24 protein-coding genes and 1 CRISPR repeat array are annotated in these 26,962 nt (G+C 55.4%); of the genes, 13 read left to right on the forward strand and 11 right to left on the reverse strand.

The genetic code is table 11. The annotated features are described in order from the left end of the window. Positions 1 to 90 precede the first annotated feature (90 nt). From casA to cas2e, 7 genes are read left to right on the forward strand one after another with little or no spacing between them, the layout of a single operon-like run. Positions 91 to 1,794: a type I-E CRISPR-associated protein Cse1/CasA gene (gene casA / locus U738_RS17275; protein WP_035582738.1), complete on the forward strand. Its 1,704-nt coding sequence runs from the start codon at positions 91 to 93 to the stop codon at positions 1,792 to 1,794. After that, positions 1,794 to 2,459 carry a type I-E CRISPR-associated protein Cse2/CasB gene (gene casB, locus U738_RS17280; protein ID WP_035582740.1) on the forward strand — a complete coding sequence of 222 codons (666 nt, stop codon included), beginning with the start codon at positions 1,794 to 1,796 and terminating at the stop codon, positions 2,457 to 2,459. The genes casA and casB overlap by 1 nt, the downstream gene beginning before the upstream one ends. A 60-nt stretch (positions 2,460 to 2,519) precedes the next feature. Further along, positions 2,520 to 3,611 carry a type I-E CRISPR-associated protein Cas7/Cse4/CasC gene (gene cas7e, locus U738_RS17285; protein ID WP_035582742.1) on the forward strand — a complete coding sequence of 364 codons (1,092 nt, stop codon included), beginning with the start codon at positions 2,520 to 2,522 and terminating at the stop codon, positions 3,609 to 3,611. Between the two features lie 9 nt (positions 3,612 to 3,620). Then, complete coding sequence (gene cas5e / locus U738_RS17290; protein ID WP_035582744.1) at positions 3,621 to 4,373, forward strand: type I-E CRISPR-associated protein Cas5/CasD; 753 nt, start codon at positions 3,621 to 3,623, stop codon at positions 4,371 to 4,373. Further along, positions 4,373 to 5,062, forward strand: a complete 690-nt coding sequence (gene cas6e, locus U738_RS17295) for a type I-E CRISPR-associated protein Cas6/Cse3/CasE (RefSeq protein ID WP_035582746.1) — start codon at positions 4,373 to 4,375, stop codon at positions 5,060 to 5,062. The genes cas5e and cas6e overlap by 1 nt, the downstream gene beginning before the upstream one ends. A gap of 9 nt (positions 5,063 to 5,071) precedes the next feature. Beyond that, a complete protein-coding gene (gene cas1e, locus U738_RS17300; protein ID WP_035582749.1) occupies positions 5,072 to 5,992 on the forward strand; it encodes a type I-E CRISPR-associated endonuclease Cas1e in 921 nt (306 codons plus the stop codon). Continuing rightward, positions 5,993 to 6,286, forward strand: coding sequence for a type I-E CRISPR-associated endoribonuclease Cas2e (gene cas2e, locus U738_RS17305; protein WP_035564117.1), 294 nt, complete (start codon positions 5,993 to 5,995; stop codon positions 6,284 to 6,286). 110 nt (positions 6,287 to 6,396) lie between these two features. Continuing rightward, positions 6,397 to 9,781: a CRISPR direct-repeat array (repeat unit 29 nt; unit sequence CCGATCCCCGCGCCTGCGGGGATGAACCG). A gap of 437 nt (positions 9,782 to 10,218) precedes the next feature. Here cas2e and U738_RS17310 read toward each other — a convergent pair. Both U738_RS17310 and U738_RS17315 read right to left on the reverse strand, forming a co-directional pair. Continuing rightward, positions 10,219 to 10,521 carry a hypothetical protein gene (locus tag U738_RS17310; protein ID WP_035582751.1) on the reverse strand — a complete coding sequence of 101 codons (303 nt, stop codon included), beginning with the start codon at positions 10,519 to 10,521 and terminating at the stop codon, positions 10,219 to 10,221. A 75-nt stretch (positions 10,522 to 10,596) separates the two neighbouring features. Next, positions 10,597 to 11,544: an alpha/beta hydrolase gene (locus tag U738_RS17315; protein ID WP_035582753.1), complete on the reverse strand. Its 948-nt coding sequence runs from the start codon at positions 11,542 to 11,544 to the stop codon at positions 10,597 to 10,599. A 152-nt stretch (positions 11,545 to 11,696) separates the two neighbouring features. Between U738_RS17315 and U738_RS17320 the strand changes: the two genes are divergently transcribed. Beyond that, on the forward strand, positions 11,697 to 12,725 hold the full coding sequence (locus tag U738_RS17320) for an acyltransferase family protein (RefSeq protein ID WP_035582755.1): 1,029 nt from the start codon (positions 11,697 to 11,699) through the stop codon (positions 12,723 to 12,725). 49 nt (positions 12,726 to 12,774) lie between these two features. On the opposite strand, the gene U738_RS17325 is transcribed toward U738_RS17320, so the two are convergent. Then, positions 12,775 to 13,398 carry a hypothetical protein gene (locus tag U738_RS17325; RefSeq protein ID WP_035582757.1) on the reverse strand — a complete coding sequence of 208 codons (624 nt, stop codon included), beginning with the start codon at positions 13,396 to 13,398 and terminating at the stop codon, positions 12,775 to 12,777. Between the two features lie 542 nt (positions 13,399 to 13,940). Between U738_RS17325 and glnA the strand changes: the two genes are divergently transcribed. The 4 genes from glnA to ntrC all read left to right on the forward strand — a co-directional run bounded on the left by glnA (position 13,941) and on the right by ntrC (position 18,760). After that, positions 13,941 to 15,347 carry a glutamate--ammonia ligase gene (gene glnA, locus U738_RS17330; protein ID WP_035582759.1) on the forward strand — a complete coding sequence of 469 codons (1,407 nt, stop codon included), beginning with the start codon at positions 13,941 to 13,943 and terminating at the stop codon, positions 15,345 to 15,347. A gap of 119 nt (positions 15,348 to 15,466) precedes the next feature. Beyond that, positions 15,467 to 16,027 (forward strand): DUF4124 domain-containing protein, encoded by a 561-nt coding sequence (locus tag U738_RS17335; RefSeq protein WP_035582761.1) that lies wholly within the window; start codon positions 15,467 to 15,469, stop codon positions 16,025 to 16,027. 250 nt (positions 16,028 to 16,277) lie between these two features. After that, complete coding sequence (glnL, locus tag U738_RS17340) at positions 16,278 to 17,336, forward strand: nitrogen regulation protein NR(II) (RefSeq protein ID WP_035583715.1); 1,059 nt, start codon at positions 16,278 to 16,280, stop codon at positions 17,334 to 17,336. Beyond that, entirely contained in the window at positions 17,333 to 18,760 is a 1,428-nt protein-coding gene (gene ntrC / locus U738_RS17345) for a nitrogen regulation protein NR(I) (protein WP_035582763.1), read from the forward strand. The genes glnL and ntrC overlap by 4 nt, the downstream gene beginning before the upstream one ends. Positions 18,761 to 18,763: 3 nt before the next feature. On the opposite strand, the gene U738_RS17350 is transcribed toward ntrC, so the two are convergent. The 7 genes from U738_RS17350 to U738_RS17375 form a co-directional block, all read right to left on the reverse strand. Continuing rightward, positions 18,764 to 19,636, reverse strand: a complete 873-nt coding sequence (locus tag U738_RS17350; protein ID WP_050714010.1) for a ChaN family lipoprotein — start codon at positions 19,634 to 19,636, stop codon at positions 18,764 to 18,766. Beyond that, complete coding sequence (locus tag U738_RS23255; protein ID WP_152561147.1) at positions 19,620 to 19,793, reverse strand: DUF6435 family protein; 174 nt, start codon at positions 19,791 to 19,793, stop codon at positions 19,620 to 19,622. Before U738_RS23255 ends, U738_RS17350 begins: the two co-directional genes overlap by 17 nt. An 89-nt stretch (positions 19,794 to 19,882) precedes the next feature. Further along, a complete protein-coding gene (locus U738_RS17355; RefSeq protein ID WP_035582765.1) occupies positions 19,883 to 20,410 on the reverse strand; it encodes a YqiA/YcfP family alpha/beta fold hydrolase in 528 nt (175 codons plus the stop codon). A 5-nt stretch (positions 20,411 to 20,415) separates the two neighbouring features. Further along, a complete protein-coding gene (locus tag U738_RS17360) occupies positions 20,416 to 20,517 on the reverse strand; it encodes an entericidin A/B family lipoprotein (protein ID WP_440870505.1) in 102 nt (33 codons plus the stop codon). 944 nt (positions 20,518 to 21,461) lie between these two features. After that, positions 21,462 to 22,913 (reverse strand): sodium/glutamate symporter, encoded by a 1,452-nt coding sequence (locus U738_RS17365; RefSeq protein ID WP_035582769.1) that lies wholly within the window; start codon positions 22,911 to 22,913, stop codon positions 21,462 to 21,464. Positions 22,914 to 23,025: 112 nt separating this feature from the next. Then, positions 23,026 to 23,565 carry a phosphatase PAP2 family protein gene (locus U738_RS17370; RefSeq protein ID WP_035582771.1) on the reverse strand — a complete coding sequence of 180 codons (540 nt, stop codon included), beginning with the start codon at positions 23,563 to 23,565 and terminating at the stop codon, positions 23,026 to 23,028. Beyond that, positions 23,528 to 24,691, reverse strand: coding sequence for a glycosyltransferase family 4 protein (locus U738_RS17375; RefSeq protein WP_035582772.1), 1,164 nt, complete (start codon positions 24,689 to 24,691; stop codon positions 23,528 to 23,530). The genes U738_RS17370 and U738_RS17375 overlap by 38 nt, the downstream gene beginning before the upstream one ends. 325 nt (positions 24,692 to 25,016) lie before the next feature. On the opposite strand from U738_RS17375, the gene U738_RS17380 reads away from it, so the two are divergent. Then, on the forward strand, positions 25,017 to 26,021 hold the full coding sequence (locus U738_RS17380) for a porin (RefSeq protein WP_035582773.1): 1,005 nt from the start codon (positions 25,017 to 25,019) through the stop codon (positions 26,019 to 26,021). A gap of 136 nt (positions 26,022 to 26,157) precedes the next feature. Here the strand turns inward: U738_RS17380 and phnE are convergent, their stop codons facing one another. Next, complete coding sequence (gene phnE, locus U738_RS17385) at positions 26,158 to 26,961, reverse strand: phosphonate ABC transporter, permease protein PhnE (protein WP_035582774.1); 804 nt, start codon at positions 26,959 to 26,961, stop codon at positions 26,158 to 26,160. Position 26,962: the final 1 nt, after the last annotated feature.

Genomic DNA, 26,962 nt, shown 5'->3' on the forward strand with positions numbered 1-26,962 from the left:
AAGGTAAAAAACCAAAGAAATAGTTGATTGTATCGGCTGGTCTCAGCAATGAGATCAGCTTTTTTAATTTTGAGCATTTCTGAGGTACTAATGAATCTACTTAATGACCCGTGGTTGCCCTTTCTACTGAGCAATGGGGAGGTGGAGTATCACCCGCCTTCGGCGATAGCGGATCCTGACGTCATCAATCTTGCTCTTCCGCGAGCAGACTTCCAGGGGGCGGCCTACCAGTTCCTGATAGGCCTGTTGCAAACCGCACTGCCGCCGAAAACTCATGACGACTGGCTTGATTGGTTAATGGAGCCACCCAGTGTGAATGCGTTGGATAAAGCATTCACGCCTTTCAGTAGCGCTTTTGAAATGGACGGCGATGGCCCTCGCTTTATGCAGGACCTTGATCCGCTGGACGATGTCAAAAACGCCACTATAAGCGGTCTATTGATTGATGCCCCTGGTGCCAATGGTATCAAGAATAATACCGATTTCTTCGTGAAACGGGGCCGCGTTGATGTGATGTGCGAGTCTTGCGCGGCCATAGCGCTTTACACCATGCAGATTAATGCTCCTGCGGGCGGTGCCGGTATTCGGGTAGGGCTTCGGGGCGGTGGCCCGCTGACCACACTGGTCATGCCGGAGTTATCCACAGCTAGCTTGTGGGAAAGGTTGTGGCTAAACGTCATTACGGTGAAAGAAACTACCCAGAAGGGACAGCAGTGGACAGCGCCACATCCTGAAGAGCCTTCGCTATTTTTCTGGATGGCTAATACTCGGGTAAGTGACAAAAAAGGCACCGAAGTGCTGCCTGAAAATACCCACCCACTGCACTCTTACTGGTCAATGCCGCGTCGTTTCCGGCTTCTATTTGAAGAAGTGGACGGTTGCCCGTGCGATATATGCGGGCGGAAAACGCAGCGAGTGGTGCGTGAGCTCCGCGCTAAAAAACAGGGAGCCAACTACGATGGCCCTTGGCTGCACCCGCTGACACCTTACCGACGTGACCCCAAGAGACCTAATGAGTTGCCGCTTTCCAGCAAAGGCCAGCCTGGTGGCCTGGGTTATCGGCATTGGTCCGGCTTCGTGCTCAATGACGAAGATAACAGTGGTGCTATAGCGGCAGCAGTGTTGAAAAGCTATATCGATGGCAAGCAACCGCTAGTGACACAAGAGCGACGTTTCGATGAGGACATCCAGGCGCTGCTAAGAGAGGCGCGTCTATGGGTGTTTGGCTACGACATGGACAACATGAAGCCGCGTGGTTGGTACAGCGTCGAAATGCCCCTGGTAGACATTCCACAGGGTCAGCAAGAAAGGCTACGTGCCTGGGTTCACCAACTGAACGAGCTGTCGCGCAATGTCGCCTGGATGGTGCGTACTCAGGTTAAAAACGCTTGGTTCTCACGGCCATCGGATGCCAAGGGCGATATGAGCGCTATTGATAACCAATTTTACGATGCAACCGAGCCTGAATTTTTTAAAGCGTTGCTAGCCCTTCAGCAGATGCTGCAACAAGACTCGCCACCACCGCATATCCCTTCCGACATTGCTGAGCGTTGGTACTTAGCCCTTAAGCGTGAAGCCATGCGTGTATTCGAAGACCTAGCTCTAAGCGGTTCCCAGGAAAGCATGAACCTTGAACGCGCTACTGCTGCCCATCGGCAGTTGCAAAGCTTTCTTAGTGGCAAGAGCAAAGGTAGCAAAGTGGTGAGTGACTTTATCCAACAGGGTGATTTTGACCCCTCCGCTAAGGCCAAGATTAATACGGCCTCTGCTGCAACAACGACAGGAGACGCCTGATGAGTGATGTGGAGACGCCGGAAACAATCGAAAAAGAAGATATTTTGTCCGAGGCGGAGAAAAAAGCGCTAGTTGCTTTGAAGTTGGATGAAGCCGTTGCCTTACGCCGTTGGTGGCAGCGGTTGACGCTAACCCCACAGACTTTGAAAGCATTGACCCCTCAGCCATCACTGCCCCGTGGTGTACGAGCGGTACTGCGCCGCTGTGATACCGCCGAGGCCGCCATGCTAACCCAGGGTTTTCGTGAGCTATGGGCGATGCTGCCTGAGACGACGAAGCAAACGGATTATCGCGATGAAAAGCTACAAGTGTGGTCATGTATTGCGTTAATAGCTGCGGAGTTGCGTGAAGAAAAGAAGGGCGCATCGTTAGCCTCGCGTCTTGGCCAGCAAAAAGAGCAAACCGTTAAGCCCTTGATGAGCGAGCTGCGTTTTCAACAGCTACTTTCCTGCCGAACGCCGGAAGAATTTATTCAGCGCTTACGCCGAGCGCTGGCGCTTGCGGATAAGAAAGATATCAGTGTCGTACTGCTGGCGAGTGTTATCGCGCTCTGGTGGCGCGAGCATCGTGGACGTTTATCTGCCAAGCCTACTCACCGGCTTGGATTTGTACTGGCAAATGACTATTTCGCCGCAACGTCTCGCTATAGCCATCGCAATGACTGATTTTTACGACTGACTATCACCCTTTCTAGCTTCATATAGACATCACGAACGGAGTTATCTATGAGCCACTTTATTCAACTGCACCTGCTGACTTCTTATCCGCCAGCCAACCTGAACCGCGATGATTTAGGCCGCCCCAAAACTGCTTTGATGGGTGGGGCAAAGCGCCTACGCGTTTCGTCACAAAGCCTCAAGCGCACGTGGCGTACCTCTACGCTCTTTGAAGAAGTATTGGCTGGGCATGTGGGTACGCGTACCAAGCGTTTAGGTTCAGAAGCCTATAAAGAAATGACAGATAAAGGTCTGGATGAAAAAATCGCAGCGGCCAGTGCAGAAAAAATAGCCAGCGTGTTTGGCAGTTTGCGCAAAATAGAAAAAGGCCAAGCAAAAGAGTTTGAAATTGAGCAGTTGGTGCATGTTGGCCGAGAGGAACGTCAAGCGATCAGCGATCTAGTGACGACGTTGGCGAAAGAGAATCGTGAGCCCAACGAGGACGAGCTGGATCTTCTACGCCATAATCCCGCTGCTGCCGATGTGGCTCTATTTGGCCGAATGTTAGCCTCTAAGCCTAAATATAACGTCGATGCCGCCTGCCAAGTCGCCCACGCGATTACTGTGCATGCTGCCGAAGTGGAAGACGATTACTTTACCGCTGTTGACGACTTAAACACGGGTGATAAAGACCGCGGCGCGGCACATATTGGTGAATCTGGCTTTGGGGCCGGATTGTTCTATCTGTATATCTGCATTGACCGCCAGCAACTGGTTGAGAATCTGCAGGGAAATAGTGAATTAGCCGACCAAGCGATTGCGGCATTGGTGGAGGCTGCGGTTAAAACGTCTCCCAAGGGCAAACAAAACAGCTTTGGTTCCCGCGCCCACGCGAGCTATGTACTGGCGGAAAAGGGCTACCAGCAGCCGCGTTCACTTTCTACTGCTTACCTGCGGCCCGTGACAGGCCAGGATCAAACGCTTGATGCGATCAAGAGCCTGGAGCGCCAAGCTCAAGCCTTTGATGATGCTTATGAAGCAGGCGCTGACAGCCGCTTTGTAATCAGTGCCGAACCTGACTATGAAAAACCGCAGTTGAAAGGCGACATTAAGAAAGGGAATCTTGCTGAACTGATCGCTTTCTTAAAAACCGACCAGTAAGGGGGCGGCATGACCGACTATCTTATTTTTCGGCTCTATGCGCCGCTTGCCAGTTGGGGGGAGGCTGCCGTTGGTGAAACGCGCCCCACGGCAACTTATCCTGGCAAAGGCGCCGTGCTTGGTTTGCTCGGCGCAGCGCTGGGAATTCGCCGAGACGATGATGCAGGCCAGGCGCAGCTGCGTGACAGTATTGCCATGGGAGTAAAGCAGTACACGCCTGGCTTACTGATGCGGGACTACCACACGGTGCAGATGCCCGCCTCGCAGGCAAAAGTGAGCTATCGCACTCGAAAAGAAGAGCTGAGCGCGCCGCGTGATGCGCTGAAAACTATACTATCCAGCCGGGACTATCGCTGTGATGGTCTATGGACAGTGGCCGTCTGGTTAACGCCAGCGGCAACCCTAACGCTTTCTGAGCTTGAGCAAGCGCTCAAAACACCCTATTACCCACTTTATCTAGGGCGCAAATCCTGCCCGCCCGCTGCGCCGCTTGCCCCTCAGCGGCGGCAGTGCAGCACGCTTAAAGAAGCGCTTGATATGGCATTTCCTGCACTGGCGTTCAACGGTCGAGAAGACAAAACGGTACTTCGCTTTCCTGATGAAGCCTTATATGCCTGGGAAGGTGAAGCCGGTAGGTTAGATGGTAATGATCAAACGGCAGAGTACAACGATGTGTGGGATTTGCCGCTAAATCGACGCCGCTGGCAGTTTGGCCCCCGGTTAGAGTTTCGCCGGGCCATAGCAGCAGAGGAGGCGCGCTAATGTATCTCTCACGCGTACGTGTTGACCTGAACGGGCTCTCCCGAGAAAAGCTGTTTGATGTTATGAATGCTGAAGCCTATACGGCTCACCAGCTTTTATGGCAGCTATTCCCCGACTACGAAGGGCCGCGACCCTTTATTTTTCGGCAAGAGCTGGAAGAAGTCGAAGAGAGTAAAGGCCCTAAAGGACTACCACTATTTTACGTTCTTTCAGATCGTGAACCTGCATCAGTGGCAGGCTTACTGACTGCAGAGAGCAAACCCTACGCGCCAGAACTCAAAGCGGGCGATACGCTAGCATTTCGCCTACGCGCTAACCCCACAATGGCGATTTCCGTGCCTGGACAACGTGGCCAGCGTGCCGATGTGTTGATGGCGGCCAAAAAGCCATTCCCTCCGGGGCAGCGCACCAGCCAAGCCTGTGTTGATGCGATGAATGGCAAAGCCCGTGAGTGGCTCGAAAACCGCGCTGAAACATGGGGCTTTAGCTTGCCGGTTACGCCAGAGTTGGGTGCCTACCGCCAGCATGTGCTGAATAAAGGGAGCGGCAAGCCGGTTCAGTTCTCAACGGTGGATTACGAAGGCCTGCTGGAAGTTACCAATCCAGGAAAGCTAGTCGAAACAATGGCCCACGGCATTGGGCGGGCCAAGGCATTTGGTGGTGGTTTGCTACTACTGCGCCGACCTTAGGAGACCAACATGGGCTTTATTCCGCTAAAGCCCATTCCCGAAAAAGACCGAATGTCGATGATTTTTATCGGGATGGGGCAGATAGATGTACGCGACGGTGCTTTTGTCGTCATAGATGAAGTGAATGGCGAGCGCATGCATATCCCGGTGGGTTCGGTGGCTTGTCTGTTGCTTGAACCGGGTACGCGGGTTTCACATGCCGCTATAAAGCTGGCGGCTACGGTAGGAACATTACTGATTTGGGTAGGGGATGCTGGCGTACGGCTTTATAGCGCTGGCCAACCGGGTGGCGCGCGGTCAGATAAATTGCTCTATCAGGCGCAGCTGGCGTTGGATGAAAAGCTACGCCTTAAAGTAGTGCGAAAGATGTTTGAACTGCGTTTTGGTGAAGAGCCGCCTTCGCGTCGCAGCATCGAGCAACTGCGTGGTATGGAGGGCGCAAGGGTGCGCAAAACATATCAACTGTTAGCTAAACAGTATGGCGTTAAATGGAACGGACGCCGTTATGACCCTAAGCAGTGGGATGCTTCCGATGTTGCCAACCAATGCCTATCATCGGCAACCGCCTGCCTATACGGAATAACCGAAGCCGCTATTTTGGCAGCTGGCTACGCCCCAGCGATTGGGTATCTGCACACCGGCAAGCCGTTGAGTTTTGTGTACGATATTGCCGACATCGTGAAGTTTGAAACCGTAGTACCAGCGGCCTTTAGAGTCGCTGCGCGCAATCCGCCCATGCCGGAAAGGGAGGTTCGTATCGCCTGCCGCGATGCGTTCAAGCAGTCGCGCATACTCCAGCGCTTAATTCCTATGATCGAAGATGTGCTGGCCGCAGGCGATATACAGCCGCCACCGCCAGCACCCGACGCGGTTCCACCTGCCATTCCAGAACCACCATCGGTCGGCAATGCCGGGCACAGGAGCGGATAAATGGCGATGCTCGTGGTAATTACAGAAGCTGTGCCGCCGCGCCTGCGTGGCAGGTTAGCGGTATGGCTATTAGAAATCAGAGCAGGTGTCTACGTTGGCGATGTTAGCAGGCGTATTCGTGAAATGATTTGGGAACAGGTCGAGGCCCTAGCCGAAGATGGCAACGTGGCAATGGCCTGGGCCAGCAACCATGAATCCGGTTTTGAATTCCAAACCTATGGAGAAAACCGCCGCGAACCCGTCGACCATGACGGGTTACGTTTGGTGCGCTTTTTACCGCCACAAGTTAACTAGCTGATTTTATTGGATCTTTAAAAATTTAAGATGGTTAAAAAGTAAGCAAAATAGCTGGTAGAATTTTTATCTGCTATTTTCTTCTTGTAGATCAACTGTCTACGACAAGTCCGATCCCCGCGCCTGCGGGGATGAACCGCCTGCCCATGAGCCTGAACGCCTGCAGCAGTTCCGATCCCCGCGCCTGCGGGGATGAACCGCTGTTCGCGCGGATCCAGGAAGGCGAAGTGAACCGATCCCCGCGCCTGCGGGGATGAACCGTTTGAAGGGCGACCTGCAGGCGACGTCTGCAGCCGATCCCCGCGCCTGCGGGGATGAACCGAACTGGAAGCCGCGATTATAACGGGCCGCTTTCCGATCCCCGCGCCTGCGGGGATGAACCGCGAAACAACGTGACCGACGCCGTTGCGGGTTACCGATCCCCGCGCCTGCGGGGATGAACCGCGTTAGGGGTTTCCAGCGTCCAGTATTCGCGCCCGATCCCCGCGCCTGCGGGGATGAACCACTGCACACACTGCCCATGGAAGCGCTCAGCGCCCGATCCCCGCGCCTGCGGGGATGAACCGATGGCAATTTCAGCAATGCCGCCATCACGGGCCCGATCCCCGCGCCTGCGGGGATGAACCGGCTAACTGATGCCAGAGATCACTAACTTTGAGCCGATCCCCGCGCCTGCGGGGATGAACCGGTTGCCGCGCCTATCGCTATACCGTTTATTTCCCGATCCCCGCGCCTGCGGGGATGAACCGATAGAATTACTGGCGCTTGCTAGTGATTTCACCCGATCCCCGCGCCTGCGGGGATGAACCGCGGCCAGAAGGCACAGCGCGCAAGCGTTTCAACCGATCCCCGCGCCTGCGGGGATGAACCGCGTTATTTAACGCTGCCGTTAACGATGAATTCCCGATCCCCGCGCCTGCGGGGATGAACCGACGGAATGCGCCGCTACGCGGTGTTTAGCGACCCGATCCCCGCGCCTGCGGGGATGAACCGCCGCCGCTGCAGCCATGAAAATGATGATGCCTCCGATCCCCGCGCCTGCGGGGATGAACCGGTTGTGTCGTGTTGGGTGCGGGCGTCTATCATCCGATCCCCGCGCCTGCGGGGATGAACCGGGTGCGTAGCGTTTTGATGGTGTGTTGGTCGACCGATCCCCGCGCCTGCGGGGATGAACCGACGACGTGCTAATGACCTTGATGGTCTGGTGTCCGATCCCCGCGCCTGCGGGGATGAACCGTGCGCGATGAGTCCATCGAACCCCCGATGATCCCGATCCCCGCGCCTGCGGGGATGAACCGCGCCAGCAATAGCAGCAACGAGCCGCCATAAACCGATCCCCGCGCCTGCGGGGATGAACCGCAAATTGTTGAGCGCCGCATCTTCATGAAGCGCCGATCCCCGCGCCTGCGGGGATGAACCGTATTTCAGCCCGCGCTGGATATGGTTAAAAAGCCGATCCCCGCGCCTGCGGGGATGAACCGCATCTGCCTGTGGGGAAATGCCTTTGTAGAAACCGATCCCCGCGCCTGCGGGGATGAACCGGCAAGTGGGCACGTGAAAGAAAGCTGATAACGCCGATCCCCGCGCCTGCGGGGATGAACCGCGCGTTACGTGGCTGCGTCACCCTGCTAGCGGCCGATCCCCGCGCCTGCGGGGATGAACCGTACTGAACGGCCTGCCCGAGAACTACCTCGGCGCCGATCCCCGCGCCTGCGGGGATGAACCGAGTGACCGCTGCCGGTGAACCGCTGTCTAGCTCCGATCCCCGCGCCTGCGGGGATGAACCGCAGCTCTTGCTCATTAGTGATTTGGGCTTTCACCGATCCCCGCGCCTGCGGGGATGAACCGCGGTGGTGCTTCTTCCGCGAGGCCTAGGCGTTCCGATCCCCGCGCCTGCGGGGATGAACCGGCGAGGTGATCAATAAGGGTGATTTTGTGATCCCGATCCCCGCGCCTGCGGGGATGAACCGCGTTAGCCCGGCAGCACAAGGCACATTCCAGACCGATCCCCGCGCCTGCGGGGATGAACCGCTGTTGCCGCCCGAGCTATGGCAATCATGGCCCCGATCCCCGCGCCTGCGGGGATGAACCGAGTTCACGCCGGGCGGCATCCACTATCTGGAACCGATCCCCGCGCCTGCGGGGATGAACCGGCGGAGGAACTGATCCCATTGGCCCGCATTGGCCGATCCCCGCGCCTGCGGGGATGAACCGCGTAACCAGGCCAACGGGCGCAGCGACCGGCTCCGATCCCCGCGCCTGCGGGGATGAACCGTCACCATCACCCAAATCGGCTTCACCGCCACCCCGATCCCCGCGCCTGCGGGGATGAACCGTCGCCACCGCCATCGCCGCAGATTCTGCCGCCCCGATCCCCGCGCCTGCGGGGATGAACCGCATCACTATCGCATTGAGCAGTACCAGTTCGCCCGATCCCCGCGCCTGCGGGGATGAACCGGTGGCGGCATGGACGGCCCCATCGAAGTCGACCCGATCCCCGCGCCTGCGGGGATGAACCGTATTCTTACACTTTCTCACGCTGGTCTAATGGCCGATCCCCGCGCCTGCGGGGATGAACCGTGGGCGCTCGGTGTTCAGAAACTGGGTGTTGACCGATCCCCGCGCCTGCGGGGATGAACCGTATATGGTCATTATCATTACCGATGAAAACGACCGATCCCCGCGCCTGCGGGGATGAACCGTCTTTGGAGTAGGACGTATTGAGGATGCGCACCCGATCCCCGCGCCTGCGGGGATGAACCGCAATGTGTTTATTTCCAGTATGCCGGGTCAAACCGATCCCCGCGCCTGCGGGGATGAACCGCCTGACCATTGGAGCGTGTCAGTAAGACAGCTCCGATCCCCGCGCCTGCGGAGATGAACCGATGGCGAACAGGTCGCGTACGGGTGAGTGCTTCCGATCCCCGCGCCTGCGGGGATGAACCGGATGGGCGGCCGCCTTCTGGGCCCGAGGGTATCCGATCCCCGCGCCTGCGGGGATGAACCGGCGCCATGGGGGTGCTGGGTTCAGCGGTTGATCCGATCCCCGCGCCTGCGGGGATGAACCGCGATGAGCAAAGTGCTTTAGCGTCGAGCCTGGCCGATCCCCGCGCCTGCGGGGATGAACCGCATCTAGCCGTGCCCATGGAATATGGGTGTCACCGATCCCCGCGCCTGCGGGGATGAACCGGCAGAAACGCCCGCCGCCTACGTGTATCTGGCCCGATCCCCGCGCCTGCGGGGATGAACTGATAATGGGTTGGTTTGCCAGTTGCCACCGACGCCGATCCTCGCGCCTGCGGGGATGAACCGCCGATCATCACGCCGCAAATCATTCAGGAAGACCGATCCCCGTGCCTGTGGGGATGAGCCGATCCATGGCTATGAGGCGATAGGTGACAACTTCCGATCCCTGCACGGGCGGGGATGAACCGAGATTGCTTTCGAGAAAGTGCATCGCGATTATCCGCTCCCCGCACGAGCGGGGATGAACCGAGGTGTTCGTAATGGCTGAATTAGCAGGCAATCCGATCCCCGCGCTTATAGGGATGAGCTGCTCATGTGGCGAAAGAACCTCATTGAGATAGATGGTCGTGGTTAGACCTGAGATATGTGCCCGTGGCACCGCTGCGCGGTGCTTTCGCGGGTGCGCCTTAGGCTTACCACGCGCTACTCGAAAGTGCATGATCCGTCATGTGTGGCAAAGTCGGTGTTGCCATATAGGCAGTTCATAAAGCTTTGCCAGCGGCGTTAGCTCCCACCTCAGAGTTCGCTGCCGCCCAGCCAGTATGGCTATAGACTTAAGGTATGTGCACCTGGCACCGCTGTGCGGGTGCGCTGACGATACTCGATGTGTTGCTTGGTTGTTTAGCTTTGCGCGGAAAAGCCACCGTGTTAGTGGCTGGTGTGGTTAGTTTAGAAAATGCTAATCTTTAATCTTCTTGTGTGGGTGTTTCCATGGCGCGTTTGTCGTCGGGTACGCGGACGATGTGGCCGACTTCGAGCTTGTGATGGCTTTGGTGGCGGCCGCCTTTGGTGTCGATGATGGCGGCGACTTCGCCGATGCTGACGGCGTCATCTTCTCGGTAGGCTTCTACTTTGACGCGCACCATGGCGCCTTGATAGCGGGCGGAAATAATGTCGCCTGGGTCGGGGGCGTTGTGATCAGGGTCGTTTTTAAAGTACTCAGCTACGCTGGCGCTGCCGGGTTCGTCCCATTCGATATGCTGGTGCATCGCTGTCTTCCTTGTGTTGGAAAGTGCTTTGAAGGGTATTGCTTTAGTGTAGTGCGCTCAACCGCTTACTTCCTCCTAGTCTTCTTCAGCCTGTGCTTCAACGACCGGCTGGCCCACGTACTGAAATAGAAAGTTGAGCGCTGCCGGTAGGCTGGCGCGCCATACCTGCCATGTGTGGCCGCCGGGGTAGAGATCAAGGCGCACATCGTTGGGCTGAATGCGTTCCATGGCTTGGCGCAGGATGCGGGCGTGAAATTCAGCGTCGTAAACGTCGCTACGCCCGGCGCTGATATACAGCGGTACGGGGGAGAGGTCGCCCTCTTCTTCAGTGCCGCGGGGTGTCACGCGCAGGCGGTACTCTTCCAAATGTTCAACGTAGTTAAGGGATTTCCATAGCTCGCGATCAAATTGCCCCTGGTCATTGCGAAAGGCCGGGTGGCGCCAGGCGGAGGAGTTACGCGGTGGCAGGGGAGCATAGCTTGCGGGGCTTAACGCGGCCACTGCGGCAAACAGTTCAGGCCGTTCCAGGGCAAAATTGAGCGCGCCGTAGCCGCCAGCGGAGAGCCCTGCCACGCCACGCAAGTGGCGCTCTTGTCCCACACGGTAGGTCGCTTCTATGTGGGGCATTAGGTCGTTAAAAAATGCGCTGCGGGCGGGCTCATTGTGGCCATCCACCCACCAACTGCGGCTGCCGGGCATAACGAACACCGCCGGAGGAATATGCCCGGCGCGAATTAACCTATCTGCCACCTGCTGTAAGTTGCCGCGGGAAACCCAGTCGCGGTCGGTGCCAAACGAGCCGTGCAGCATATAAACGACCGGATAAGCGTCGGTCATTTGGTCGTCATAATGGTCGGGTAAATAAACGCTATAGGGGTAGTCGTACCCAAGCGTGGGTGAGAAAAACTGATGGTGTTCAACCTCGCTGGCTAAACTGTGGCCGCTAAACGTTAGCCAGCCAATAAACGCGGTGAGTAGGGCGTTACATCGGTACGAGAGTAGCGGTAGTTTGGGGATGAACACGTTTCCTCCGGGAATTAAAACTGTTCAATAGGGTCGGACAGCGTGAAGGCCCTCATTGTTCATCATAGCCATATAAGACAGTCAGTTAGCATAGTCATTCATCATCGCCATTCAAAATGCCAGGGTAGGAATAGGTAGCGGCGGGAGGCCCAATGCGGAAAATTGAAGAGATCTATTGGTTACGTGCTTACGGCTGTATAGCCGTTTTTTTGTTTCACTTATTAGATCACGTCAATCAACGCCTCGATAACGTTGCCACCGATTTGATGCGCATACCGCTGGTTTTGGGTACGCCGATTTTCCTGTTTATTGCGGTCTTTGTATTTGCCGTTCGCTACGACAAGGCCGTGCCGGAAGGTTTTCTAGCCCAGCGCGTTAAGTATGTGATGGTGCCGTACTTTGTGTATGGCTTTATCTATTCGACGGCTGAATGGGTAAGGCTGCAGGCCTCAGATGAGCCGGTGGGGTTTGTGGCCAATACCATTGAGTATTATGTCTACGCGGGCTGGCATGGCTATTTTTTGATCATCGCGATGCAGTTTTATGTGGCTTATTGGTTGTTTACCCGTTGGCAGCTGTGGCGCTTGAACCCGGTGCCGTGGCTGTGGGGCGCCTGTGTGATCAGCATGGCGTATTGGGGGCTGGCTTACTGGTTTGACGTTGACCTGCCCGGTTATCTGCTCTGGATTGCTCCACTGGGCTGGATCTATGTGTTTTTTCTTGCTCTGGTGCTGGTGCGCTACTACCCGCTAGCCCCTGAGAGCGTTATGTTGGCGCGGCCTGTCTGGATGCAACAAATGGCCCGCCCGTTCTGGTTAGCGCTAATGGTGGCACTGATTATTGCTGCGACCTTCGCTGGCTGGCTGGCCTTCTCTTCCAAAGAGGTATGGGTAATTCCTTTCTTCGTGCTGTTTACGCTGTGCGCCATGCGCTACTTGGCCAGGCGTCCTGCGCCTTTATGGGTGCGCCACATCAATGCGTATTCGTTCGGTATTTACTTGGCGCACCCTATGTTCTTTGTGCTCACCGATCTGGCGATTGAGCCTTTGTCGTTACCGGTTGGGGTGTATGCGCTGGTGCTCATAGTGGTGGGCGCAGTGGGGTCTGTGGGCCTTAATAAGCTGGCCAATACCACCACACTCGGCGCCATGCTATTTGGTAAGCAGTTGAAGGTCAGCTAGGCAGCAGCAAAAAAAGCAGTGACGGTAAGAGATAGTGATAGGGCCCGTGTCAAGGGCGCGTAGTGCAAGCCGCACCGGGCGGGGTAGGTAGCGAACAATCGTCTGGATCATCCATTTGGCTAAGCAGGTGGCCGCTGTAGGTTTTCAAGCGGGTGGGGCAGGCGTGTAAGCGCTGCAAAAAATCGACTATCGTGCTGTCATCGCCCAACTCAGGGTCAAACCCACCCAAGCGTTCAAGCCAGACGCGCCTAACGGCGATGTAGGGCGGCAAAATTAACGCACTTGCCAACAGGCGCCGCAGAATGCGTTCCGACAGCGATGGCCGGGTGAGGCCGATAATTAACGCGTCCAGGGTGTAAGTGTTGAGCTGTGGATAGAGCGCGCCCCAAAGTGCGGCAGGCAGCGGTTTTTTTTGCAGCGCAATGATGAGCCATTCGGCTTGACTGGCAAACGCGGCTTTATTAAGGCGAGCCCCTAGCGTTCGCGTTGGGGTAATCAGCGAGTGGGTGTGGTAGCGCTGTTCAATAGCACTCAGGCGCGCTTGAGCTTGAGTGGCTGTCACTAAAATGGGCAGCAAGTGGTCGGCAACACCTGACTCACGTATGGATTTTAAATGGCGTGGCAACATCTCACCCGTCACCATGGCATCAACGATAAAGCAGACCGATCCCATTTGCCGACTCCAATTGTGAGCTAATCTATCAATTTGTAATTTATTGTAGTATCTGGTTTATTTGGGTAGCAAGTAAAAAAACTTGCGAGCTAAAAAAGAGGGTTCAGTATATTTAGTGCTCTTTAATGGCGCATAAAGCATTATTTTTGTTCTATTTTGGTGCATTGAGGGGTTTTTAGCTGGCTTGAGACACCTTGTTTAGCCGTTATGCGTCATCAAGAGGCATTTAGCTTTATTTTTTATGATATACAAAACAATCATTTATTGTTTTTTTACGCCATATTGGTGCAGTGTTGGCATGAAATGTGCTTTGACTGTGTAGTAAGTTTTGAAGCGGCTAGTGGCCGTAGGCATAAGCCCTGCGGCATGCTAAAACGATAGCCGGTCTGAAATGCTCGCTGAGCGATTTGTTAAAAATGTCAGGCAAACGTTGAGCGAACAAGAATGACAAACGTGCGGTTTAGCACGTAGTTTGTCGAACAACACTTTTATCGGTAGCTTACTGTCGTTAGCTTTAAGCCACGCTCATACCGGAGGACACTATGTCAGCCAAGACCCTCGCGCTAATTGAAGAACATGATGTTAAATGGGTAGACCTGCGTTTTACCGACACTCGCGGTAAAGAGCAGCACGTTACCGTGCCTGCTCGCGATGTGGACGAAGAATTCTTCGAGAATGGCCAAATGTTTGATGGCTCTTCTATTGAAGGCTGGAAGGGCATCAACGAATCCGACATGATTCTGCGCCCGGAAGATGGTACTGGTTACCTGGACCCCTTCACTGAAGATGCCACGCTGGTTCTACGCTGCGACATCATCGAGCCGGCCACCATGCAGGGCTACGACCGTGACCCGCGCTCCATTGCTAAGCGTGCAGAGGCTTACCTTCAGTCTACTGGCCTGGGCGACACCGCTTTCTTTGGTCCTGAGCCTGAATTCTTCATCTTTGACGAAGTGCACTGGAAGTCTGATATCCAGGGCTCCATGTATAAAATCACTTCCGACGAAGGCGCTTGGGCAACCGACAGTGTCGTTGAAGGCGGCAACCTGGGGCACCGTCCGCGCGTTAAAGGCGGCTACTTCCCGGTTCCCCCGGTGGATAGCTTCCACGATATTCGTGGTGCCATGTGTAACACCCTGGAAGCGATTGGTCAGACCGTGGAAGTTCACCACCACGAAGTTTCCAACGCAGGTCAGAACGAAATTGGCGTGAAATTCAACACGCTGGTGAAGAAAGCTGACGAAGTGCAGGAAATGAAATACGTGATCCACAACGTGGCCCACGCGTATGGCAAAACCGCCACCTTTATGCCGAAGCCGCTGGTAGGTGACAACGGTTCAGGTATGCACGTGCACCAGTCGTTCTGGAAAGGCGGTGAGAACCAGTTCGCCGGTGACGAGTATGCTGGTCTGTCTGAAATGGCGCTGTTCTACATTGGCGGTATCATCAAGCACGCTCGTGCTCTGAACGCCTTTACTAACGCGTCTACCAACTCGTACAAGCGTCTGGTACCTGGTTTTGAAGCCCCGGTAATGCTGGCTTACAGCGCCCGCAACCGTTCTGCTTCAATCCGCATTCCTTACACCGCTAGCCCGAAAGGTAAGCGTGTAGAAGCACGTTTCCCTGACCCGACCGCTAACCCCTACCTGGCGTTCTCTGCCATGTTGATGGCGGGTATCGACGGCATCAAAAACAAGATCCATCCTGGCGATGCCATGGACAAAAACCTGTACGACCTGCCGCCAGAAGAAGGCAAGTCAGTACCGACCGTGGCGCATAGCCTGGATCAAGCACTGGAAGCACTCGACGCTGACCGTGCGTTCTTGACCGAAGGTGGCGTGTTCACCGACGAGATGATCGATGCCTACATCGAACTCAAAATGGAAGAAGTTGAGCGTATTCGCATGACTACGCACCCGATTGAGTTTGATATGTACTACAGCTGCTAATCAGCGTTTTTAACCCCTGGCTGTTTATCAGCCAGGCGGCGGAAACGGTGATTATTAATAGAACCTCGCTTCGGCGGGGTTTTTTATTATTGGGGCTTATAAGCAGTGCAAGGGGTGCGATGAGTAGGATCAATACAGTCGCGATGCGCGGCGTGCTGGTGACTCTTTTGGGCGCGACGCTTGCTGGCGCAGCCGTTTTGGCATTCGGGCAGACGGTATATCGAGTTACCGATGAGGACGGCAACGTGACCTTTACCGATGACCCTGGTCGCGGTGGTGAGGCCTTAGAGTTGTCGCCGTTGCCAAGCCTGCCGCCTGCATTAAGCGCGGCGCTCGTCAATTCTGGCACGAATGCGGCCCCATCAGCGCCACAGCGGCCGCGGGACAAGCCGGGGCAGCCCTTTATGCCTTATGACCATTTCTCGATTGCCCTGCCCCAGCAAGGCGCACGGGTGGAAGGTGGCATGACGGCGGTGGAGGTGGCCCTTGCGCCTCCGCTGCGCGACGATCACCAGGTGCGGCTGCTAGTGAATGGCGACATCAGCCAGTCCGCGCTGCACAGCGATGTCTTCTGGCTAACGGGGCTTCCACCGGGGCGCCACGAGCTTCAGGCAGAGCTACTGGATAGTCGTCAGCGTTTGCAGCACCGTTCGGCAGCCGTGACGATTACGGTTCCTTAAAAGCGTTTATACGTAAAGCTCGCGACTAAGCATTCCCTTCCGACGCGTGCGTGCACTAAAGTGGTGCGTGGGTAGGTGCATTTGCCGTCGTGGGTGCGCTAAAACGATTCGCCCGCGCTCCTTACGATGCCCGCAAGCCGTGCAAATGGGCATAAGTGCGTAATTGGCGCGCTTTTTGCAGTTCCCTCATTGATCATCCACCTGTAGGTCTGTATCGGCGATGGAAGACGCGATTTTTCAGGACACCACCATGCATCAGCGTTTGCTTGAACATCTCACCACGGCGGTATTGCTGCTAGATGGCGAGCTGCGTGTGCGCTGGATGAACCCTGCCGCTGAAGCGTTGTTAGCGGTCAGTCTTAGCCGTGTTCACGGGATCAGCCTGGACACGCTGCTCGGCGGGGATGAAAGCATTGACGATGTATTGGCCAAGGCCCGGGATGCCTTTCACCCTTATACCCAGCGTGAAGCGCGCATTACCCCGCTGAACAGTGAACCGCTCACGGTTGACTACACGGTCACGCCGTTATCCGACGATGAGCTGCTGTTGGAAGTGGAGCCGCGGGATAGGTTGATGCAGATTTCCCGGGAAGAGGCGCTCACTACCCGTCAGGAGACGATCAAGGTGCTTGCCCGCGGGCTTGCCCATGAAGTCAAAAATCCCCTGGGCGGCATCCGCGGTGCGGCGCAGCTATTAGAGCGGGATCTAGACGACCCGGCGCTGCGCGAATATACCCATATCATTGTGGAAGAGGTGGATAGGCTGCGCGATTTGGTCGACTCCATGCTCGGCCCTAACCGTATTCTTAAGCACGAGCCGGTCAATATTCACAAAGTGCTAGAACGGGTACGGGCGCTGCTGATTGCCGAGCACCCTTGCGTGACGATCAGCCGTGATTACGACCCCAGCCTGCCCGACCTTTCCGGCGATGAGTCACAAATGATTCAGGCGGTGCTCAATGTGGCCCGCAACGCGGTACAGGCCATGAGCGATGCGCAAACGTCTGAACCTACGCTAATACTACGCACCCGCGCCCGTCGCCAATTTACCCTCGGTGCGGAGCGTCACCGGCTGGTCAGTGAAGTCGCGGTGATCGATAACGGGCCCGGCATTCCCGTTGCGCTGCAGGAAACGCTGTTTTACCCCATGGTGTCGGGGCGCGCGGAAGGCAGCGGTCTTGGGCTCTCTATCGCCCAGTCGATTTTGCACCAGCATCAAGGATTGATCGAATGCGACTCACGTCCTGGACACACCGAATTTCGTTTATTGATTCCCATGGTTATTAATTTCACCGGAGAAGCGTCATGACTGAGGCTGCACGTAATGATGTTGCGCGGGTGGTCATTGTCGATGATGACCGCGCTATCCGCTGGGTGCTAGAGCGCGCATTAGCGCAACCCGACCTGGACGTTGAGTGTATTGAACGCGCCGACGTTGCCCTGACGCGTTTGCTGGAAAGCCCCCCAGACGTGCTGGTCACCGATATCCGTATGCCGGGTATCGATGGGCTTGATCTGATGGCGCGCGTGCGCGAGGCGCATCCCGACCTGCCGGTGATCGTGATGACTGCGCACTCCGACCTGGACAGCGCCGTGGCCTCTTACCAGGGTGGGGCCTTTGAGTACCTACCCAAGCCGTTTGACGTTGACGAGGCCCTGGCACTGGTGCGCCGCGCCGTGGCCCACGCCCGTGAACGCCAGCGTCCGGTCACCGTGCCGGAAGGCTTGAACGCCGAAATTATCGGCGAAGCGCCGGCAATGCAGGAGGTGTTTCGCGCGATTGGTCGCCTTTCCCACTCTCACATCACGGTGTTGATTAACGGCGAGTCGGGTACCGGTAAAGAGCGCGTTGCCCAGGCGCTTCACCAGCATAGCCCGCGGGCGGGTAAGCCCTTTATCGCGCTCAATATGGCGGCCATTCCCCGCGATTTGATTGAGTCTGAGCTGTTTGGTCACGAGAAAGGCGCCTTTACGGGGGCGGCCCAGCAGCGCCAGGGGCGCTTTGAGCAGGCCAATGGCGGCACGCTGTTTTTAGATGAAATTGGCGATATGCCGTCTGAAACCCAAACGCGCTTACTGCGTGTATTGGCCGATGGCGAGTTCTATCGCGTTGGTGGGCATACGCCGGTCAAAGTGGACGTACGTATCATCGCCGCTACCCACCAAAATCTAGAAGTGCTGGTGGATGACGGTCGCTTTCGGGAGGATCTGTTCCACCGCCTGAACGTGATCCGCATCCATCTGCCCAAGCTTGCCGAGCGGCGGGAAGATATTCCCCGCTTAACGCGGCACTTTTTAGCCGAAGCGGCGAAAGAGCTGACCACCGATATCAAGGTGCTGACCAGCGAAGCCGAGGCTCATCTGACACGCTTGCCGTGGCCCGGCAACGTACGCCAGTTAGAGAATATCTGCCGCTGGCTGACCGTGATGGCATCGGGGCGTGAAATTCTGGTTGAAGACCTACCGCCTGAGCTGCGTTCACCCAGCGCTTCCGAAAGTAGTGCCCACGGTGATTGGCGCACGGCGTTTCGCGACTGGGCGGATCATGCCCTGGCCGAAGGCCATACCCACCTGCTGGAAGAAGCGGTGCCTGATTTTGAGCGGATCCTGATTGAGACGGCGCTAAAACATACCGGCGGGCGCAAAGGCGAGGCCGCCGAGCTGCTGGGCTGGGGGCGCAATACGCTCACGCGTAAACTGAAAACATTGTTACCGGCACTGGCTGACGAGTAATCGCTAGTCATCAGCGAGTATATACACCGCATCAGCTAGCGTAGGGTCGGGCAGAGTGCAGTCGCTCATTTGCCAGGGCAGCAGGCTAACGGTGTCGTTAACGCCCAAGGCGTTTAGCTGGTAGGCCACTCCCTCGTTATACGTGACGTGGCCAAGACCCATTAAGCCCACTGCCAGGGCGCCGCCCTCCGTGGCCTCGGCTAGGCGCTGGGCCATGGCGGTATCCCAGGTGAGCTGTGCCTGAATAAAATGCTCAAGTGCATCGGGAGCATCGCCCACGGCGTGCTGATTGAACACCTCGGTGAGCAGTAAGCGATAGGCGGCACTGGCGGGCTTGGGGGGCGAAATTGTATGACGCTCTTCAGCGGGTACGCTGCTCCAGCCATCATTGACCAGCCGCTGGCGTAGGTCGGGGGTGATATTAAGCGCGATTAGCGGTATTTGTGCCATCCGGGCAAACTCTAAAATCGGCATATAAAGCGCTGAATCAAATCCCCAAGTCTCGTCCCACTGAGTTTGTTCAAGCAGTGTGGCCACATCTAACTCATCAGCCACCCAGGCATCCAGGGCAGGCTGAGCGCTGCGCGGCAGCATTTCCAGGCCAATCACTATATCGTCACGTAACGCATGCAGACCCGCTAGGGTATGCAGCTGCCAGCGGTGGTGAGCTATTTCATCGTGCTGTTCACCCAGCAATACCACTTGTTGCTGGGCTGCAGTCGGCAGCAGCTCACTACTGGTGAATGGCTGTCCTTCCTGCCACCACTGCCCTGGGCTTGGGCAAACCGCCAGAGCTACGTTGGGCAGCAGGCTAGCCAGCGCTAAAGCCGCGAGTAGTTCAAAGCGTTGTCTATTGCGGTTATGGTGTCGATTCAATACGTCTGATCTCGGCAAGTAGCGCTTCTGCTTCTTCGGTAAGCGTGGCATTGGCGCGCATATCGCCATTGCGTGAAGCCTCCATTGCGGCTTGAAGTTTGCGTTCATACTCTTGCTGTAGCTTCTTTTTGGGGTCGCGCTTAAACATACCTAACATGAGCAATCTCCGTGCTATCAATGTGCTTGTGTACACTATTTGTATAGGTTTAGAAGGCTCTTGTCGAATGTTTGTTTTAGCTAGGCTGGCTAAGCGTATTGAGTAGGTGCGCCGCACTGGCGTAAAAAGCGCTCAAAATCGCATAAAATCGTATCCAGGCTGGCGTGCAGGCGATGATCGTCGTCTACCATCCGCAGCGATAAGCGCTGTAGGCGGGCACGTTCAATCACCGGTTCCGGGGCGATGACTTCATCCCGCCAGCCGTGAATGATATGGGTGTGCCGGGCCTGAATAGTCGGTGACGTTTCTGGATAGTCGTCTAACCCCAGCGCGGGTGCTAGCAGAAAGCAACCCAATACCGGCTGTTGAGCGCTAACCGCCGCGCTTAGCCAGCCCCCCAAACTTGAGCCTGCCAGTACACACCGGGCAGGGTCGTCACCGCGCTCGGCTAACACCCCTAATAGGTGTTGAAGGCGCAGCTGTGGCGCTGCGATGCCTCGGTAGTCCATGACCACCGGCTCACAGTCATCCAGTTTTTCCGCAACGCCTTTCAGCGCCTGGGTTTTGAGCGCTCCTGGCCCGCTCTCAAGGCCATGGGATAGATACACAGTCATCATAACGTTTAGCTCGCTGCGCGCTGGATGGCTTCGCCACCCTGTTGAAGGTCTTCACCCGCACCGCGAATAGTATTACAGCCACTGATCAGCAGCAGTGTCACCATCATGACAATGCCAAGCGCGATAGTACGTTTCGCGATAGTAGGTTTCATAGTGGTCCCCTTGAAAGTATCCGGCTAGAAATGAGTGGGTAGATAGCAAAATAACCCCTGCGATGACGATTCGCTACGCTTTGTGTCCCAAACCGGTGTGCTTATGTCGCATGTGCCAGTTCTATACATGAAAGTGGTTGCTGGGAGAGTGTTTTTTGACACATGGGTTTGTTTTTAAGTAATTGTTTTTAAAAGATTTAGTTGTTTATTGGCACGAGTTGGCGCAGCGCCTGCAGGTACTATGTAGCTACATAGATGTGAGCTACAAAGAAATGTATTAATGATTCAGTTGTTTAGCGTGTCAGTTGTTGAGAGTCAAACGTACAGATCAAGTGTCAGCAAAAACTGAGTGAGTGGGCTGACGGGCAGAAGGACGGCAGGGAGCCAATGAATTAACAGGACGTTAAAGGACAATCAGCCCACTCACTGGTTACAGCGCAGGGAGGCGCTGTCCATCACACCAAGGAGTGGACTGATGCGAAACGACCATCTCATGAAAATGAGGTGGTTTTTTCGCGTGGGAAAAATAATATAAGCGGTTGATTTTTATGTTTTTTTGTTGATTGGGCTACTTGCATTGTGTGCAACCCCACAGATTAATGCGTTGTTATGGTCTATCCTTCGGTGAAATCAAAAGGCAGCGGTTAGAAAACGTCAACGTAACGACCGCGCACTACCAGGGACAAGATTATGGCGATGGCATTGATGTTATGCATGTTTGTTTTGTTCTTAGGGTTCTCAGGGCTGGGCGTGTATATGATGTTTAAGACATCATTCATGGCTAGAATTGATGAGCGTGATGATATGCCGCCAGATGTTTAAAGTTATGTTTTTAAAGAAAAATAGCAACGCCCGCTGATGCGGGTGTTGCTATTTTGGGATGAAACTTTTGGGTTGTGTTAGCTCTTCCAGCGGCCTTTACCGCGATCAGGCACCATGCGCCCGAAATAAAGCAAGCCAAATGCTAGCCACCCTACTGTTAGCAGGGCGGCAAAGATCAGCACGGCTAAGGCGCCAAATTCGGCAATCAGTGGTAAGGCAGCGGCTGTAAAAAGCCCACCACCCACAATCGGTTCAAACATAAGCTGTTTATACCCAAAGCTCTCTAGCGCGCCAGACTCGTTTTTGGGGTCTGCCATGCGCATCAACAGTAGGCCGGTAACGGTAACCCCCATCGATTGACCAAAATCGCCCACCCCACGTTCAAACCAGTTTTCTGGAATCACTCGGGGGGCTATAACAATCAGCACGAAAAGACCCCAGGCAATACCCGCCACAGCGAGCAGCAAAAAGGGCAGAAAGTACTCGCCTAAGGTAGTCAGCGAGAGGGTGGCAAGCGCTGCCACGATGGTAAAGTCCAGCGCAGTGCCTGCAATGCGCGACATGGTTCGGCTAGATACATGGCGTTCTAGTCCAAACCGCATCACAATCAGCTGCACAATTACCCCACCAATCATGGCAATAGGGAAAAGCGGAACATGGGCGAGGATTTCCAAGCCACCATCGCGCGCCCAGGTGACTTGCTCAATCCATTGCAGACCCGACAGAATTAGCCAGCCGATCACAATGGCGATGCCGACTAAGCCGATATGCAGGCTAAGCGGATCGGTGGTCCCCGCCTCTTGCGCCAAGTCTTTTTTAAATTCGCTGAATTCCGCGGTCGAAGGGCGCTCATCTTCACGCATTAATTCATCGGGATCATCCGGCTGGTTGCTCTCATCGTTGAGCTTGATAATCCCACGGCGCGCGGCAATATTGATCAACACTGTGCCAATCAACACCCCTGAGACGATACCTACCGTTGCGAGCCCTAGGGCTAAGTCGGCGCCTTCTTCGAAACCTAGCTCTTCAAAGGTGTCGGCCATGCCCGCTGCGGTGCCGTGGCCACCCTCAAAGCCGATTTCGATTAACGCCCCGACCATGGGGTTCATATTAAACACCGGTACCAACACCAGCAGCGCCAAGCTCAACCCAACAACATATTGGCCCCATGCCATGGTTTGCCCGACGACGACTTGCGGCCCCGCGCGCAACCAAATAGTTCTTAGTCCAGGTATCGCTTTACCAATAAACAGCGCCGCGAAGACAACATTAATCAACAGCCCTGGCAGCGCTGCCCAGCTCTCCTGCACATAGGCAGGAAACAGCCCAGGGCTTTCTTCGAAAAAAGTAGGCAGGGCATGGCCCAGCACATCGGGGCCCATCAGTAAGAGCAGTAAGCCGCCAATAACGGAGCTAGGTAGGAAGAGTCGTCTTAACCAGGGAAGCCATAGTCGCAGAGCATTGCTGGCTAACAGGACTAACGCAATGGCGACGAGCGCTATAAATAATTCACCAACCGTCATGGTCATCACATCACTCCTTGATGCTGACGCGCCGCTCTTAATGCTAAGCGGGCGGTTCAAAAAGACAGGGTTGAATTAACCATAGCGCCTAGTGACCAATTTCGCGAAAACAGGGGCGTTACCCCATCCAATACAGGCTGGCCAAGGCAAAAGCGTAGCCCATTGCGGCGCCTGCCAGTACATCGCTTACATAGTGCAGCCCTAACCCTACCCGTGAGATCGCTATCAGTAGCGTTAATGGCAACACCACCGGTAGCAGCCAGGGGGTGTGGGCGGCGACTAATACGCTAAACATCACCGCGTGCATGGTATGGCCACTGGGAAAGCTGTAACGGTCGCGGGCCGGTTCGCAGCACTCGATGCCTTCACCGTAAGTGATAAAGGGACGCTCACGGCATAAGCGGGTTTTCACCAGCCGATAAACGGCCACGGCAAACAAAGCGATGACGCTGTACTGCAAGACACGCCAGGCGCCATTAGGCTGGAGCCAGGGCTGGGCGAGAATCAGCAGCACCCAAACCGGCCAATCACCTAAGCGGCTGGCGGCCTGAAGTGTGATGCGCCAGGGGCGGTAGATCGATAGCCGCGATATGCGCTGGCAGAACTGCCACTCAATCAGGTCAAGACGGTCGAATACGACAAGCGGACGCGGGCGCATGATGAGCCTCCTGGGCTTGGTGTAGATAACGCAAAAATTGCTCGGCAATACCCGTCCAGCTCTGCTCAAGTGCGCGTAAGCGCGCCACCCGACCTAAACGAGCGTAGTCAGCGGGGTGCTGGCACAACTCCACCGCGGCTTGTTGAAACGCGGCGCTATTGCCAGCGGGTACGGTGACACCGTTGTGGCCGCTGTTAATGAGTTCGGCGCTGGCCGCATGATCATAGGCCACCACGGCCAAGCCGCTGGCCATGGCTTCTGCCACCACATTCCCCCAGGTTTCGGAAAGCGAGGGGAAAATAAACATATCGGCGCTGGCATAGTGGCGAGCAAGCGATTCTTGCCCCACAAAGCCGGTAAAATGCGCATCGGGCAGCGCCTTCTCCAGCTGTGCCCGTGCGGGACCATCGCCTACGATCACCTGAGCGATATCGGGGCGCACCTCGCGCATGGCTTGAAAGCTTTCATGTAGCAAGGTGAGGTTTTTTTCAGCGGCTAATCGTCCAACATAAAGCGCCACCGGCTGATGCTCGCCAACCCCCCAGCTTGTGCGTAATGAAGGGTCCCGGTGGGCGGGTGAGAAGCGCTCACCATCCAACCCCCGTGACAGCACATGGACATCGCGTATCCCCTGACGCTGCAGCGCTTTTGCTTGCTGGTGGGTAGGCACTAAGGTCAGGTCGCAGCCGTTATGGAAGTAGCGTAGGTAGCGGCGTGTGGTCGAGGCCAGCCAGTTGACGCCGTAATCTTCACAGTAGTGGTCGAAGTTGGTGTGCCAGCCCGCTACCAAGGGAATATTGAGCTGCCGCGCCGCTTGGCGGGCCGCCCAACCGAGAGGACCTTGGGTGGCGACGTAGATGATGTTTGGTCGGTGCTTACGCCAAAAGCGGCGCAGGGTAGCGGGCCTAACCAGCCCCACCTGGACATCGGTGTAACCGGGTAAGGCAAAGCGTTGCACCTGTAGCTCGCGGTTAATACCGGTTGCATTACCCGCGCCCCTGGGACGTGGGCGAATCACATCAACCGGCACTCCTTGCCGGTTAAGTTCACAGCTTAACCGGCTCAGTGTATGGGCTACGCCATTGATATCCGGTGACCATGTTTCACTAACGATGCAGAGCCGCATGAGCGATTCATCCCTTTATCACGTTTTCGAACAGTGTGGGTGGGGCGAATGACACTGCCGAGACAAACAGGTGAATAAGTGATGACACGCTTAAACAAATAGGCTAAGCGATAACGTGCTGAAGCTACCTATTCTAATATCAGTTTAATGTTAAAATTGGATGGCAGTTTTATTTAAACTGCCTATGAAAAATAAGTTCCCAAAAAATTAAAACTTTAAAGTAAATGAAATATAACTCCTTTAAGGTTTGCTGCGTTGAGGCGTTATTCGTCCTTCATTGTGCCTTCGCAAAGCGCAAGTATTAACTACTTCAATGGGAACGATCATGTTTAAAAAAACGACTCTGGCATTAGCCGTTAGCGGTTTATTGGCCGCCTCTGCAGCACAAGCTGCCACTGTTTATGACCAAGACGGTACCGATCTGGAAATCTATGGCCGCATCGCTATGGGGATTGATGGCGGCGGTGTTGATGACGGTGTTGATAACGGCGAAGAGTTCCGTAATTTCGGCTCCCGTCTGCGGATTACCGCCGGCCATCAGATCTCCTCTGACCTGCGTGCATTCGCCCGGGTAGAGTGGCGCTTTACGGGTGATGAGCGTAATACATCTTCTGGTTTCGATGAGGTGCGTAACAGCTACCTGGGTCTGGAAAGCCAGCAGTTCGGTACTTTCATGGCCGGTAATTACAACAGTTTTTACGATAACTACGTTATGACGCCGTTCGATGTCTACGTTGAGCGCGGCTACGAGTTTGCGGGTGGTGGTACCCAGGCACGCGGCGACTCTATTGGCTATAAAACGCCTGAAATGAGTGGTTTTCAGGCGGTTATTTCTGCCAAGCACTTCTCTGAGCGTGGTTTGACTGAAGCCGAGCAGACTTCTGAAGGATCCGTTATCGCCACTCAGGGTGGTGTTGTCTACGAAACAGGCCCAGCTCGTTTAGCGCTTGGCTATGTGGAAGATACGGTACGTGGTGGCGGTAACGGTGAAGTGCGTTATGGCGCTACGGGCGAGTTTGCTGTTACAGACGCTTTCGCTGCTCGTGTAGGTTATGAAACCCGCGGTGATGACGATGTTAACGGTGGTGGTTTCGATAAAATCGGCGTTGGTGCTACGTACGCCATCGATTCCTGGAAGTTCTTCGCCGATTACTACAACATCGACGTAGACGGCGCTAGCGATGAGCGTAACGCTTGGGCGCTAGGGTCAATGTACAAGCTGTCTAGCAATTTCGATATGTTCCTTGAGCTGAACGATCGTAACCTGGATGCTGTTAATGACTTCGAAGAAGATATGTACTACGCATTAGGCGCTCGCTATCACTTCTAATTAATAGAGTGATGTTAGCGGTAGTGTTGCATTAGTTTTTGTATTAGTTCTTTAGCTTTTAGTTAGCTCGCATGTTTCGATCTTTACCGGTGTGGATAATTCCACACCGGTTTTTAGCGTATTTATACGTTAATATTTAAATGACGCGTTTTCTAATTTGCGATGAGAGTTGCTCAAAGCCAATCACCACAATCAGAATTACCAGAATAATGGTTAACGCGCGGTCATAGTTAAATAGGCGCATAGCGGCAGCCAGTTCAACCCCGATACCCCCTGCGCCCACTAGGCCGAGCGTAACCGCTGAGCGCAGCGCTTTTTCAACGCTATAAAGGCTTGTTGCCGTCATGGATGCCAAGGTTTCCGGCAAAATGGCACCGCCAATCACCGATAATCTGCCTGCGCCAGTGGCGCTAAGCGCCTCGGAAGGGCCTGGGTGAACCTCTTCAATACGTTCCGAAAAGAAGCGGGCCGCAAAGCCGATGGTGTCCATTACAATCGCCAGCACCCCGGCGATTGGTCCTAAGCCAACGGCCACTACAAAAATAAGCGCCCAAATCAGGTCGGGGATGGTGCGCATGGTGGCAATCATCAAGCGCGTGATGGAGCGAACCCAGGGGGCTGGCGAGGTGTTGCGAGCCGCCAGTAGGGCAAACGGCAGGCTTAAAATAACCCCGATGGTAACGCCAACAATGGCAATGTTGAGGGTTTCGTACATTGACCACGCCAGGACGTCGAGATCGGAAAGATCAGGGGGAAAGGCGCGTCCTATAAAGTGCACCAAATTGACGGCACCACGGAGCAAGCGTTCCACGGTTAAGTTGGTGGCCATTATCCCTTGTACAAAGAGCGCTAAAAAAATCACCACCACGCCCCAGGTAAACGGGGAAGGATTGGCGAAACGCGGCGGTAAAGGCGTTGTGGTTCGGCGGAGATTCGACATA

The sequence above is a fragment of the Halomonas sp. TG39a genome (assembly GCF_000744395.1).
Taxonomy (GTDB): Bacteria; Pseudomonadota; Gammaproteobacteria; order Pseudomonadales; family Halomonadaceae; genus Vreelandella; species Vreelandella ventosae_B.